Source organism: Kribbella sp. NPDC050459 (assembly GCF_040655315.1).
GTDB lineage: Bacteria > Actinomycetota > Actinomycetes > Propionibacteriales > Kribbellaceae > Kribbella.
Window position 1 is genome coordinate 710357 of the sequence record NZ_JBFAJQ010000002.1, and the last position, 12514, is coordinate 722870.

At 69.0% G+C, this 12514-nt stretch carries 14 protein-coding genes and 1 tRNA gene; 4 read left to right on the plus strand and 11 right to left on the minus strand.

Going from position 1 to position 12514, the window contains the following annotated elements:
• Window positions 1–229 precede the first annotated feature (229 nt).
• The 3 genes from AB0I12_RS09390 (at window position 230) to AB0I12_RS09400 (ending at window position 1871) form a co-directional block, all read left to right on the plus strand.
• Window positions 230–595, plus strand: a complete 366-nt coding sequence (locus AB0I12_RS09390) for a hypothetical protein (RefSeq protein WP_359926913.1) — start codon at window positions 230–232, stop codon at window positions 593–595.
• 86 nt (window positions 596–681) lie between these two features.
• Window positions 682–1584 (plus strand): hypothetical protein, encoded by a 903-nt coding sequence (locus tag AB0I12_RS09395; protein ID WP_359926916.1) that lies wholly within the window; start codon window positions 682–684, stop codon window positions 1582–1584.
• A gap of 62 nt (window positions 1585–1646) precedes the next feature.
• Window positions 1647–1871: a hypothetical protein gene (locus tag AB0I12_RS09400; RefSeq protein ID WP_355477317.1), complete on the plus strand. Its 225-nt coding sequence runs from the start codon at window positions 1647–1649 to the stop codon at window positions 1869–1871.
• Between the two features lie 46 nt (window positions 1872–1917).
• Here the strand turns inward: AB0I12_RS09400 and katG are convergent, their stop codons facing one another.
• The 3 genes from katG to AB0I12_RS09415 form a co-directional block, all read right to left on the minus strand.
• A complete protein-coding gene (gene katG, locus AB0I12_RS09405; protein ID WP_359926919.1) occupies window positions 1918–4131 on the minus strand; it encodes a catalase/peroxidase HPI in 2214 nt (737 codons plus the stop codon).
• 36 nt (window positions 4132–4167) lie between these two features.
• On the minus strand, window positions 4168–4593 hold the full coding sequence (locus AB0I12_RS09410; RefSeq protein WP_355700780.1) for a Fur family transcriptional regulator: 426 nt from the start codon (window positions 4591–4593) through the stop codon (window positions 4168–4170).
• 205 nt (window positions 4594–4798) lie between these two features.
• Window positions 4799–5698, minus strand: a complete 900-nt coding sequence (locus AB0I12_RS09415) for an SDR family oxidoreductase (RefSeq protein ID WP_359926922.1) — start codon at window positions 5696–5698, stop codon at window positions 4799–4801.
• A gap of 86 nt (window positions 5699–5784) precedes the next feature.
• Between AB0I12_RS09415 and AB0I12_RS09420 the strand changes: the two genes are divergently transcribed.
• A complete protein-coding gene (locus AB0I12_RS09420; protein WP_359926925.1) occupies window positions 5785–6360 on the plus strand; it encodes a TetR/AcrR family transcriptional regulator in 576 nt (191 codons plus the stop codon).
• Window positions 6361–6733: 373 nt separating this feature from the next.
• Here the strand turns inward: AB0I12_RS09420 and AB0I12_RS09425 are convergent.
• The 8 genes from AB0I12_RS09425 to AB0I12_RS09460 all read right to left on the minus strand — a co-directional run bounded on the left by AB0I12_RS09425 (window position 6734) and on the right by AB0I12_RS09460 (window position 12499).
• Window positions 6734–6806: transfer RNA gene (locus AB0I12_RS09425), tRNA-Ala, on the minus strand.
• Window positions 6807–6878: 72 nt separating this feature from the next.
• Window positions 6879–7661, minus strand: coding sequence for a hypothetical protein (locus AB0I12_RS09430; protein WP_359926927.1), 783 nt, complete (start codon window positions 7659–7661; stop codon window positions 6879–6881).
• A gap of 97 nt (window positions 7662–7758) precedes the next feature.
• Window positions 7759–8376, minus strand: coding sequence for a GNAT family protein (locus tag AB0I12_RS09435; RefSeq protein WP_359926930.1), 618 nt, complete (start codon window positions 8374–8376; stop codon window positions 7759–7761).
• Window positions 8376–8864 (minus strand): MogA/MoaB family molybdenum cofactor biosynthesis protein, encoded by a 489-nt coding sequence (locus tag AB0I12_RS09440; RefSeq protein ID WP_359926932.1) that lies wholly within the window; start codon window positions 8862–8864, stop codon window positions 8376–8378. The genes AB0I12_RS09435 and AB0I12_RS09440 overlap by 1 nt, the downstream gene beginning before the upstream one ends.
• Window positions 8861–9343, minus strand: a complete 483-nt coding sequence (moaC, locus tag AB0I12_RS09445; protein WP_355700788.1) for a cyclic pyranopterin monophosphate synthase MoaC — start codon at window positions 9341–9343, stop codon at window positions 8861–8863. The genes AB0I12_RS09440 and moaC overlap by 4 nt, the downstream gene beginning before the upstream one ends.
• Window positions 9343–10563, minus strand: a complete 1221-nt coding sequence (glp, locus tag AB0I12_RS09450) for a gephyrin-like molybdotransferase Glp (protein WP_359926935.1) — start codon at window positions 10561–10563, stop codon at window positions 9343–9345. Before glp ends, moaC begins: the two co-directional genes overlap by 1 nt.
• A 77-nt stretch (window positions 10564–10640) precedes the next feature.
• On the minus strand, window positions 10641–11117 hold the full coding sequence (locus AB0I12_RS09455; RefSeq protein WP_359926938.1) for a GNAT family N-acetyltransferase: 477 nt from the start codon (window positions 11115–11117) through the stop codon (window positions 10641–10643).
• On the minus strand, window positions 11114–12499 hold the full coding sequence (locus AB0I12_RS09460; protein WP_359926941.1) for a UTP--glucose-1-phosphate uridylyltransferase: 1386 nt from the start codon (window positions 12497–12499) through the stop codon (window positions 11114–11116). Before AB0I12_RS09460 ends, AB0I12_RS09455 begins: the two co-directional genes overlap by 4 nt.
• Window positions 12500–12514: the final 15 nt, after the last annotated feature.

Here is a 12514-nt window from a genome sequence, read left to right on the forward strand (position 1 = left end):
CACCCCCAGCATCCAGAACGGAGCCCCCATGCCGCGCCACCCGGCCCTCGGACCCACCGCCGCAGCCCTCAGCGCCCTCCTGACGCTAACCGCCTGCCAGGGCTCCCCAGATGCCGGCCAACCGAACACCACGCCACCCTCCGAGACCCCCAGTACAACCAGCACACCCGTAGATAAGTCGAAGGCAGCCGGCGACGCAGCCGTTGCCGCCTACCGTCGATACATCGCCGTGATCAACACGATGACGTCAAGCGGCGGTACTGCGGTGCAGGACTTGCCAAAGGTTGCCTCTGGCGTCGAACTCGCGAAATCGCAGATTCAAGCCGAGCGGTATCGGGGCGAGAAGATCAAGACAATCGGCGGAATCGAGATCCGTTGGGTCAAGGCGGTGAAGATGGGTCCCCCAGGCGCCGACATCACGACAGCCTCTGTCAAGGCCTGCTACGACACGTCCAAGGCCCGAGCGGTCGATTCGACCGGTAAGACCATCCGCGTTCCGGGGACACCCACTCGCTGGCTCGACAACCGCGATCTGCAACTTATCGGCGGTGTCTGGAAGGTCGTCAAGGGCAAGAACCAGGGGGCATCGTGCTGATCTCCTCCCTCGTAGCGGTCAGCCTGCTTTTCGGAGTTCCGCTCTCTCCCCAGACCCCTCCCGCGCCTGCCTGCGACAGGGATCCAGTGACCGGCAAATGCCTACTGCGGATCGGCGACGACGGACATCCGCCGACGACGTCCGTCAAGAACACCCCGGGGAGCAAGAAACCCGGTGGATCTGCCTGCGTCTTCGAGGGGCAGGTGGTGCCGTGTCGGACGGAGAATGGGTTCTTTGATGCGGCGTCGGGCTGTTACCTGACGCTGGCGGACACGTGGCTGCCTACGATGACTCAGGGCGGCGAGCGGCCACCGGGCACCAAGTACTACAGATGCTGGGTGATTCTCGATGTTGTGGACGGAAAGCCGGAAGGTATTGAGAAGTTCGAGCCGGTGATCCGGGAGCCAGGTGAGACGCGGACGATTGATCCGCGGGTGGCGGCTCGGCAGGTGGTGGAGACGATGAGCTTCGTGGCGCCGCAGCTTGGGGTCTCGCCGTATGTGCAGAGTGCTGACCGCGTGGGCATCGTCAACGTGCCGGTCTGGATGTGGGTGACCGATCCCGGACCGACGACGACCGGGCCGCAGACGAAGACTGCCGCGCTCGGCGGCGTTTCCATTACCGCGACCGGCACCGTCGACCGGATCGAATGGTCTATGGGCGCGGGCGAGACCGTGTCCTGCAAAGGCGCCGGTACGCCGTTCACCCGCCAGATGGCAGCCGGCAAGTCCTTGAAAGACATGCCTGCTTCACCGACCTGCGGGTTCAGATACGCCAAGTCCTCGCGCTGTGAGAAGTCCGGCGCCTACAACGTCACAGCGACGGCGTACTGGACCGTCCACTGGACCGGCGGCGGTATGCAAGGCGACATCCCCCTCGACTTCAGCCGCTCGGTCCCCCTTCGGGTCACCGACCTCCGCCCGGTCCTCGTGGACCCCGACGGCGGCTCGGAGCAGCCGTCGGCCCCGCCGCGTACCTGCGGCAACTAACCTGAACCCGTCCTGCGGAAAGATCTCGGGTCAACACGCTGCGAATATCCGAGGAGTGCTGAATGGCCGACGAGATCAGCGAAGAAGAGACCCGGGCCCGGCTGGGTGACGCGCGGGATCCCCGCGAGGCCGCGGGGCTGGTTGCCAAGTTCACCGGATCCGGCTTTCAGGCGCCGCCCGGGAGCCCGCACGAGAACTACCAGCAACTGAAGGACGCCGGCGTCGACGACAAGACCCTCGCCGCTGTCATCCGCGGCAAGGAAGCCAAGCAGGGTCACACCCGCTGAACACGCGAACAGGCTCCCCCGTCGCGGGGGAGCCTGTTCGGTTTCGTCAGCGGTGCAGGTCGAAGCGGTCGAGCTCCATGACCTTGTGCCAGGCGGCGACGAAGTCGGCGGCGAACCGCTCCTTGGCGTCGTCGCTCGCGTAGACCTCGGCGACGGCGCGGAGTTCGGAGTTGGAGCCGAAGACCAGGTCGGCGCGGGTGCCGGTCCACTTGACCGCCCCGTCGACGGTGGCCTCGAACGTCTCCTCGCTCTCGTCGGTGGCGTGCCACTCGGTGCCGAGGTCGAGCAGGTTCACGAAGAAGTCGTTCGTGAGCGTGCCCGGGTTCTCGGTCAGTACGCCGTGCTTCGAGCCGTCGTAGTTGGCGCCCAGGACACGCAGGCCGCCGACCAGCACGGTCAGCTCCGGCGCGCTCAGGGTGAGCAGGTTCGCACGGTCGAGCAGCAGGTACTCGGCCGGCAGCCGGTTGCTCTTGCCGTAGTAGTTGCGGAACCCGTCCGCGACCGGCTCGAGCGCGGCGAACGAGTCCGCGTCGGTCTGCTCCGCCGAGGCGTCGACCCGGCCGGGCGTGAACGGTACAACGACGTCGTACCCGGCGTTCTTCGCGGCGATCTCGACACCGACACCGCCGGCCAGGACGATCACGTCCGCGAGCGAGACCGGCTTCGCGAACGACTGCTGGATGCCCTCGAGCGTCCGCAGTACCTGCGCGAGCTCGTCGGGGTTGTTGACCTCCCATCCGCTCTGCGGCTGCAGGCGGATCCGCGCACCGTTGGCGCCACCGCGCTTGTCGCTGCCGCGGAACGTCGACGCGGACGCCCACGCGGTCGAAACCAGCTGCGACACCGACAGGCCGGACGCAGCGATCGCAGCCTTCAGCGCGGTCACGTCGGCGTCGGTGATCAGCTCGTGGTCGACGGCCGGGAGCGGGTCCTGCCAGATCAGCACCTCGCTCGGGACCTCGGAGCCGAGGTACCGCACGATCGGGCCCATGTCGCGGTGGGTCAGCTTGTACCAGGCCCGCGCGAACGCGTCCGCGAACTCGTCGGGGTTGTCCTTGAACCGTCGCGAGATCGGCTCGTAGATCGGGTCGAAGCGCAGCGACAGGTCGGTGGTCAGCATCGTCGGCAGCTTCTTCGGGCCGTCGTACGCGTCCGGGATGATCGCCTCGGCGTTCTTGGCGACCCACTGGTTCGCGCCGGCCGGGCTCTTGCTGAGCTCCCACTCGTGGCCGAACAGGATCTCGAAGAAGTCGTTCGTCCACTGGGTCGGCTTCGTGGTCCAGGTGACCTCGAGACCGCTGGTGATCGAGTCCTTGCCCTTGCCGCTGTTGTACGTGCTCTTCCAGCCCAGGCCCAGCGCCTCGATCGGCGCGCCCTCCGGCTCCGCGCCGACGTTCTCGGCCGGGCCGGCGCCGTGGGTCTTGCCGAACGTGTGGCCGCCCGCGATCAGCGCGACGGTCTCCTCGTCGTTCATCGCCATCCGGCCGAACGTCTCGCGGATGTCGCGGGCCGCCGCGACCGGGTCCGGGTTGCCGTTCGGGCCTTCCGGGTTCACGTAGATGAGGCCCATCTGGACCGCGCCGAGCGGACGCTCGAGGTCGCGCTCACCGGAGTACCGCTCGTCGGCGAGCCAGCTGGTCTCCGGGCCCCAGTACACGTCGGTCTCCGGCTCCCACACGTCCTCGCGGCCGCCGGCGAACCCGAAGGTCTTGAAGCCCATCGTCTCCAGCGCGACGTTGCCGGTGAGGATCATCAGGTCGGCCCAGGAGATCTTCTGGCCGTACTTCTTCTTGACCGGCCACAGCAGCCGGCGGGCCTTGTCCAGGTTGCCGTTGTCCGGCCAACTGTTCAGCGGCGCGAACCGCTGCTGACCGGCGCCGGCGCCGCCGCGGCCGTCGTGGATCCGGTACGTGCCGGCGCTGTGCCAGGCCATCCGGATCATCAGCGGGCCGTAGTTCCCGAAGTCGGCCGGCCACCAGTCCTGCGACGTGGTGAGCACCTCGGCGATGTCCGCCTTGACCGCGGCCAGGTCCAGCGTCGCGAACTCGGCGGCGTAGTCGAACTCCTCCCCGAGCGGGTTCGACACCGGCTGGTTCTTGGCCAGGATCTTCAGGTTCAGCTGGTTCGGCCACCATCCGCGGTTGGCGTTCCCGCTGGTCGGGTGCACGCCCTGACCGTGGTTCACCGGGCAGCCGCCGGTCTCGGCGCCGCGGCTCTCCGCGGAGGCTTCGCCGGGCAGGGGCTCATGGTTCTCGGACATCGGATTCCTTCCAGGACTGGACGTTTTCAAAGGAAGTCAGGTACGTCGTGCGCAGTCCGCGCACAGGCCCCAATAGATGACCTCGGCCTCGTCGATGACGAACCCGTGGTCGTCCGACGCGGTCAGGCAGGGCGCATGCCCGACCGCGCAATCGACATCGGCGATGGCGCCGCACGAGCGGCAGACGACATGGTGATGGTTGTCCCCCACACGCGATTCGTACCGCGCCACCGACCCCAGCGGCTGGATCCGCCGCACCAGTCCCGCCGCGGTCAACGTGTGCAGCGAGTCGTACACCGCCTGGTGCGACGCCTGGGGCAATTCGTTGCGCACGGCACCGATAATCGAGTCGGTGTCCGCATGTGGATGCCCGTACACCGCGGCCAGCACAGCCAGCCGCGGCCGAGTCACCCGCAACGACGCTCCACGCAACAACCCCTGGAGCTCATCCACTGTCGGCACGCCCCGCAGTCTTCCGCGTTTTCTGGAATGAGTCAAGATTAGCTTCCGCGTTTCCTAGGTCCTGTCTGGTGATCCAGCGCCGTAGCGAGGAGGTGCTCGGTGCGGTGCATCGGCGTGCGGGGGCGAAGGTCTCGATGCGGAGCATCGTGGCCTTTGCACCCGTGCGGCGAGGTGCCGTGCCGAGTGCCCCGCAGTAGGCGATGGATCACCAGACAGGGCCTAAACCTGGCTGGACGTTCTCGAGGTCCTCGAGCAGGCTCGGGTGGCGCGGTTGCCAGTTGAGGGCCTGGCGGGTGTGGGCACTGGATGACGGCTGGTCGGCGGCGAAGATCGGGCCGAGTGGGCCGTACGTCTCCTCCGGGACCGACTGCACCGGGAGGCCGAGGCGGCGACCGATGACGGCTGCGATGTCTCGTACGGCGTCGCCTTCGTCGTCGACGGCGTGCCACGCGGTCCCGGCCGGCGCATTCTCGAGGACCAGCCGGAAGAGTACGGCGGCGTCGAGCGCGTGTACGGCGGGCCAGCGCTGCATGCCGTCACCCGGATAGCCGGAGACACCTGTCTGGCGCGCGATTTGCGTCAGCAGGCCGGCGAATCCTCCGTCGCCTTGGTTGTGAACCGTGCGCGGCATCCGTACGGCGGCGCTTCGCACACCGCGCTCGGCCAGCGCGAGGGCTGCCATGACGGACCGACCCCGCCCACCGACAGGCCCCTCGGTCGGCAGCGGATCAGCCTCGGTCGAGGCGCGGCCCGGAATCCACGGCGTACCCGACACGGTCACGAGCGGACGATTGCTGCCCACCAACTCCTCTCCCATGGCCGCGAGCGCGGCACTCTCCTCGGCGATTCCCGCCGCGAGCGCCTCCGGGCTGCTGAAGTCGTTGCTGAAGGCAAGATGAATCACACCGTCGGACTTGGCCGCACCGGCGCGCAGAACATCCAGGTCGGCGAGCCCGCCACGAACGGCGTCCGCGCCGGCGGCTTTCAGCGTCGCTTCGGACGCGCCGGAACGCGCGAGCCCCAGGACCGTGTGGCCGTTGTCGAGCAGCTCGCGGACGACGGCGGACCCGATCAGCCCGGTACCGCCGGTGATGAAGACCTGCATGGAGATGCTCCTTGGGAGTGATGAGACCTTTGTCCCATCACCGTAGCACCTGACGGGACAAAGGTCCCATCACCTAGAATGGCCACATGGCTCGATGGGAACCCGGCGCGCGCGATCGGCTGGTCCTGGCCGCGGTGGACCTGTTCGCCGACCAGGGCTACGACGCGACGACGGTCGCCCAGATCGCCGAACGCGCCGGCGTCACCAAGAGCACGTTCTTCCGCCACTTCCCCGACAAGCGGGAGCTCCTGGTAGCCGGCCAGGAAACGTTGTGCCGCCTGCTCGTCGAGGGCATCACCGAAGCACCCGAAACAGCCACTCCTCTCGAGGCAGTGGCCGTAGGCCTCGAACGCGCCTCGAACGCCATGGGCCCGATGAACCGCGAACTGGGCCCGCGCCTCAAAGCCGCCATCGCCGCCAGCACCGAACTCCAAGAACGCGACACCCTGAAACGCGTAGGCCTAGCCACCGCCATGACCGAGGCCCTCCTCGCCCGCGGCGTCCCGGACCCACTAGCCCACCTGGCCGCCGAGCTAGGAGTCCTGGCCTTCAAACGCGGCTACACGACCTGGACCGACCCGTCCCACGCCAACACCGACCTGGCCCCCCACGTCCTAGCCGCCTTGAAAGACCTCCGCACCGCCACCACCTCACTGACCTGAGCCCCCGCGCCGAGCCGGTCTTCAGCCCCTGGCGGCATAGCCAGGCTGATGTCATGAAGACCTACGAGATCCTCGACGAACTGCGCCGAGAGCAACACACAGCCGTCGCATCCGCGACGCTGGACGTGACGGAGATCGGCCTTCCAGCCCTACGCCCCGAGCTGACCACTCCAGAGCCAACGCGAACCACCAGGCCCGAGCCAAGCTCCGCGCCGACTGCCCAACCCAGCCCAGGAGCCGAGCGAAGCGAAGGCGCAGGGGGTGCGGGTGGCGGAGCCCCCGCCCCGCGGCAAGCGAAGCGCAGCCGCACAACACGACGAAGGCGAGGCGGCCAGCGCAGCAACTGCGCGGCACACCTCGCCTATCGTCTTCGTGGAGCTGAGGGGATTCGAACCCCTGGCCTCTTCGTTGCGAACGAAGCGCGCTACCAACTGCGCCACAGCCCCGAACTGGTCACCTGGTTTCCCTGGCGACCGCGAAACTCTAACACGTAGAGGCCCGCAGACTAAAACCGGATATCAGTCGCCGACCGCGCGCTTCACCTCGGGCAGTTCTTCGGGCTTGGGGGCGACGGTTTCGGCGATCGCGGGCTTGTCGGCGGGGTCCGTCGTGCGGGCGCTGGAGAAGACCTCGTCGTCGGTCAGCGAGATCGTCCGGACGGTGCGGTCGGGGGCCTTCTCCTTGAGCACGTACGTCGGCAGCGTGACCGGCACCGGGTCCCACAGGCCCTCCGACGGCTGCTTGACCTCGGGCTCCGGAGCGGGCTCGGCGGGGAGCTTGACCTCGATGGTCATCTCCTCGTCGGCCGACGGCGCGGGCTTGCCGGCGGGGCCGCGGTCGTGGCGTGCCTGGGCGCGGGCGCGGCGTTCCGCGGCGGCTTCCGCGCGGGCGCGGTCCTGGCGGCGCAGCTGCACCCGGGTGAGGACGACGAAGGCGGCGATCGACGCGCCCGGGATCGCCACCGACCACCACGGCAGCATCGCCAGTCCGGCGAGAGCCACGACGGACAGCAGCGAAAGGGTCAGGATCGACAGCACCCGCCGACGGCGCATCGCGGCCACCCGGCGGGCTCGGTTGGGAACGTACCGCTTGGGTGGCGACGGGTCGTCGGTGGCGGTCGGACCGGCCGGGCGTACGACGTACCGCGGCCGCGACGGGTCACGGGACAGGACGCGCGCTTCGGCGGACGACGGCACCATCGGGCGGCGCCGCGCTTCGTCCCCCCGCTTCAGCCACATCGGGACGAGGTAGGCGGCCCACGCGGCGACGATCGCCACATAGATCAGCCCTGTCGTCCCCATGCGACGACGCTAAGGCGCGGCGGGGGCCAGATGAGGTACGTGAGTCGGTGTGTCGCAAGAAGACTCGTGTGACTGATGTGAATAGCACGCAGGGTAGTCAAACCAGTCGCGCTACGAGACCGGGGCCGACCTCTTCGACGTTGAGCGCGAAGATGCGGTGATCGCGCCAGTCGCCGTCGATGTGCAGGAACCTCGGCCGCTCGCCTTCGAACCGGAAGCCGAGCTTCTCCACGACGCGCAGGCTGGCCTTGTTCTCCGGCCGGATGGCCACTTCGATCCTGTGCAGGCCGAGGGTGAACCAGCAGTGGTCCGCGGCCATCGCGACGGCGGTCGGCACGATCCCGCGCCCGGCGTACTGCTCGTCGACCCAGTAGCCGAGGTTCGCCCAGCGCGCCGAGCCGTACGTGATTCCGGACACCGTGAGCTGCCCGACCAGCGGCCATTTCGCCCGCGCGCCGGCGCCCGCGGCACCGCCGTACGTGATGACGAACGGCAGCATCCGCCCATACCGCGCCTGCCGGTTCCAGTCGCGTGCCATCGCGCGGAACGTGCGCGCACCGTCGTCCGCACCCGGTGGCTGCGTCGCGTCCCACGGCCGCAGCCAGCTGACGTTTCGCTGGCGTGCGGCGGCCCACTCGCTCCCGTCGGCGGCTCGCAGTGGTCGCAGCCCGACCTGGCCGTGCTTCAGCTCGACCGGCCACTGGACAACTGCCATCAGTCGCCGTCCGTCCGGACATGGTCGCCGCCGTGCACCTGCTCGACCGCGTGGCGCAGCAACGGCTCCAGCACGGCGAGACCGTCCTTCACACCACCCCGTGAACCAGGCAGGTTGACGATGACCGTGCGACCGGCGACTCCAGCCAGCCCGCGGGACAGCGACGCCGTTGGTACGCCGTTGGCCACGCCGTACGCCCGGATGGCTTCGGCGATGCCCGGCACGATCTTCGTCAGCACTGCGGCTGTCTGCTCGGGTGTCTCGTCCGTCGGGGAGATCCCAGTGCCGCCAGTCGTCAGCACCACGTCGTACGACGCGTCGACCGCCGCGCGGAGCGCATCACCGACCGGCGCACCATCGGGCACGACCTCAGGTCCTGACACGTCGAAACCCCACGACGCCAGCCGCGACGCGATCAGCGGACCAGTGGTGTCGGTGTAGACCCCAGCGGCCGCCCTGTTGGAGACGCTGACGACGAGGGCCCTCACGGCCGCTCCCAATGCCCGGTCTTACCGCCTTCTTTCAGCTCGACCCGCACGTCGGTCAGCACCGCGGCCGGATCCAGCGCCTTCACCATGTCGATGACAGCCAGCCCGGCGACGGCGACCGCGGTCAACGCCTCCATCTCGACGCCGGTCCGGTCGGTGGTCTTCACCTGAGCCTGGATCAGCACAGCGTCGTCGGCGACCTCCAGGTCGACCTTGGCACCGGTGATCGCGATCGGATGGCACAACGGGACCAGATCGGGGGTCCGCTTCGCACCCATGATGCCGGCGATCCGCGCGACCCCTAACGCGTCGCCTTTCGGCACGCCGTCGCCGCGCAGCGCCGCCACCACCTCGGCCGAGACCAGAACCTTGCCGCTGGCAACAGCTCGCCGGGCGCCGGTCTCCTTCGCCGAGACGTCGACCATCCGCGCGGCCCCGGTTTCGTCGACATGGGTCAGGCCCGTGGGCGGCTCGGTCATCAGACATCCCCTAACAGCATCAGCTCGACCTGATCGCCGGCGCGGACCGAGGTCACGTCCTCGGGCACCACGATCAGCGCATTCGCCCGGCTCAACCCGCCCAGCAGGTGTGAGCCGTGCCCGCCGACTGTACTGGCCATCCAGCCCTCGTCGCCGGATGTGGCCGCCGCGCGAACGAACTGCCGCCGCCCCGCGGGCGAGCTGAACCCGTCCAGCGTCACGCCCGGGACCAGCGCCCGCCGGTACGGCATCTGGCCCATCATCTTGCGCAGCGCGGGCCGCACGAACACCTCGAACGAGATGTACGCCGAGACCGGGTTGCCGGGCAGCGTGAAGATCGGGATCTCGTCCTCCCCGATCACCCCGAACCCCTGCGGCTTCCCCGGCTGCATCGCGACCTGCGGAAAGTCGACCGTGCCGAGTTTGGAGAGCTCCTCCTTCACGATGTCGTACGCGCCCATGCTGACGCCGCCGGTGGTGATGACCAGGTCGGCGCGGACCAACTGGTCGGACAGCGTGTCCATGATCCGTTTGGGGTCGTCGTCCACGATGCCGACGCGATACACCACTGCCCCGGCGTCCCGCGCGCACGCGGCCAGGGTGTAGCTGTTCGAGTCGTAGATCTGTCCGTCGCCCAACCGGCTGCCCGGCTCGCGCAGCTCGGCCCCGGTCGAGATCACCACGACCCGCGGCCGCGGTCTCGCTTTCACCCGCGCCCGGCCGACCGCGGCGAGCACGGCGATCTGCCGCGGGCCGAGGACCGTGTCGCCGTCCAGCACCTGCGCCCCGGCCGTCACGTCCTCGCCCGCACGCCGCACCGACCCGCCGAGCGGCGGCTGCTGCGTGATCCGCACGCTGACCGTCCCGCCGTCGGTCCACTCGACCGGCACCACACTGTCCGCGCCGCGCGGCATCGGCGCGCCGGTCATGATCCGCACACAGGTCCCGGGGGTGACCACGATCGGCTCGCTGTGCCCGGCCCGGAACTCCCCGACCACCGGCAGGCTGATCGGGTTTTCGTCCGAGGCGCCGGCCAGGTCGGCCGCCTGAACGGCGTATCCGTCCATTGCGGAGTTGTCGAAGCCCGGCAGGCTCACCCCCGAGACGATGTCCTCGCAGAGCACCAGCCCGACCGCGTCCATCAACGGCTGGTCGAACGCCGGCAGGGCCGCGACCCGACCGAGTACGACCTCTAGATGCTCATCCACACTTCGTCTCACGAGCTCGACCCTAATCCACGGATCCGCCGTTCCAGGCGATAGTTCCGGGAGGGTGCGCCAAGAAGTCCGGCCGGGTTCTAGGTGAGGTCCGCCTCCGGGTGGCGACCCCACACCATGCGGACGTCCGGGGCCCGTTCCTCGTTGGCCGCGCCGTCGGTCCGGCGAACCTCCTGGAAGCCGTGCCGCGAATAGAAGGCCTGCGCGCGCGTATTGCTCTGGAACGTCCACAACGCCAGACCGCCGGGCCGGAGGTCCTTGGCCAGATCAACGAGGGCCGAGCCGATGCCCTGGCCGGCCGCCTCCGGGGCGACGTACAGCTGGTCGAGGTCGTCGCCGTCGAGCGTCAGGACCGCGACGATCCGGCCGTCGTCAAGCGCGAGCCACGTCTGCCCGTCCGGCAGCAGTACGTCGGCGAACCAGGTGGCGACCTGCTCCGCGGTATGGATCGCCGGCGGCAGCTGAGCCCCGTCGGCGTGGCGGGACCGCCACCACAGCGCGGCCGCCTCGCCCGTGTCGGACGGCTCCAGCGGACGCACCAGGAGGTCGTCGATCAACGCAGCTCGGTTCCGTCCGGGATCACCCGGCGCTCGCCGTCGGGCGCGGCCACCTCGACGTCCCCGACCACCACCACGTCCTTGCCAAAGGCAACATCGCCGCGGACCTCCAGCCGGTCGGCGCGGACCAGCGACGGTACGCCGGCCGCGAACCGGGCGTCGAAGTCGGCGAGGATCTTGAAGTACTCCGGGTCCAGGTCGACGTACGGCTCGTCGCCCTCGTGCGTCGTGGTCAGGTCGCCGGCCTCGTCGAGCTCGTACACGTCCGAGCGCAGCACGAGCAGGTCGTTGGTGGTCTTGACCGGCTTGAACCTGCTGCGGTCGACGACCACGGCCTGCGATCCCTCGAAGGTCTCGATCGCGGTCCCCATCCCGGTCTCCAACTGGATCACCTTCGGCGAGGACGGGTCGGCCGGGTCGACGGTCTTGCGGTTCACGATGATCGGCAGCCCGAGGATCCCGTCGTGCCCCGCCATCAGCTCGGCGAACCGGTCGAGGTCGATCCAGAGGTTGTTGGTGTTGAACATCTTGTGCCGGGTGATGTCCTGGAAGTACTGCGAGTCCTCGTCCGCGACCTGCGCGCTGTCGCGCAGGATCAGCCGGCCGTCGGAGGTGCGGACCGCGACGTGACCGCCCTTGCGGTCGGACCGGGTCCGCCGGCAGACCTCCATCCCGAACGGCACGTCGTGCTCGGCCATCCAGGCCGCGATCCGCGCGTCCGGGGTCGCGCCGAGGTTGTCGGCGTTCGAGATGAACGCATGCCGGAAACCGCGTTCCCGCAGCGCGTCCAGGGTGCCGGAGGCGACCAGAGCGGTAAACAGGTCACCGTGCCCGGGCGGGCACCAGGCGAGCTCCGGATCCGCCTCCCACTCGGCCGGCGTCAGGTCGTCGGCGAGCAGCTTCGGCTCCATGTTCTGCAGGAAGTCGAGCGGCAGGCCGTCGACCGCGAGCCCGTCGTACTCGCTCAGGATCTGCAGCGACTCGGTCCTGGTGCGGAACGAGTTCATCAGCACCAGCGGCAGCGGTACGTCGTACGCCCGCCGGGTGCTCAGGATCTGGCGGGCGATGATGTCCAGGAAGCTCAGCCCGTTCTTCACCGGCAGCGCGGACTTCGGGCCGGTGACGCCCATCGACGTACCGAGGCCGCCGTTGAGCTTGATGACCACCGTCTCGGCCAGCGCGGAGCGGAGCGCTTCCGGATCGGTGTCCAGGTGGTCCAGGTGTGGCAGCTCGCCCACCGGCTCGATGTCGGCCTCGCGGATCTTTCCCTGCTGACCGGACTCGAGCAACTGGTAGTAGTGCGTGAAGACGCGGATCGCGACATCGGCAGCGCCGGCCGCGCGCATCTTCTCCTGCGCTTGTCTGAGACCCACCTCACCCATGCACCAACCCTAGGG

Excerpts from the sequence above, each read along its gene's own strand:
- moaC (WP_355700788.1), bottom strand. The coding sequence starts at position 9,343 with ATGACCGAGCCGCCCACGGGCCTGACCCATGTCGACGAAACCGGGGCC.
- AB0I12_RS09460 (WP_359926941.1), bottom strand. The coding sequence starts at position 12,499 with ATGGGTGAGGTGGGTCTCAGACAAGCGCAGGAGAAGATGCGCGCGGCC.
- AB0I12_RS09415 (WP_359926922.1), bottom strand. The coding sequence starts at position 5,698 with ATGCAGGTCTTCATCACCGGCGGTACCGGGCTGATCGGGTCCGCCGTC.
- AB0I12_RS09400 (WP_355477317.1), top strand. The coding sequence starts at position 1,647 with ATGGCCGACGAGATCAGCGAAGAAGAGACCCGGGCCCGGCTGGGTGAC.
- AB0I12_RS09420 (WP_359926925.1), top strand. The coding sequence starts at position 5,785 with ATGGCTCGATGGGAACCCGGCGCGCGCGATCGGCTGGTCCTGGCCGCG.
- AB0I12_RS09435 (WP_359926930.1), bottom strand. The coding sequence starts at position 8,376 with ATGGCAGTTGTCCAGTGGCCGGTCGAGCTGAAGCACGGCCAGGTCGGG.
- AB0I12_RS09430 (WP_359926927.1), bottom strand. The coding sequence starts at position 7,661 with ATGGGGACGACAGGGCTGATCTATGTGGCGATCGTCGCCGCGTGGGCC.
- katG (WP_359926919.1), bottom strand. The coding sequence starts at position 4,131 with ATGTCCGAGAACCATGAGCCCCTGCCCGGCGAAGCCTCCGCGGAGAGC.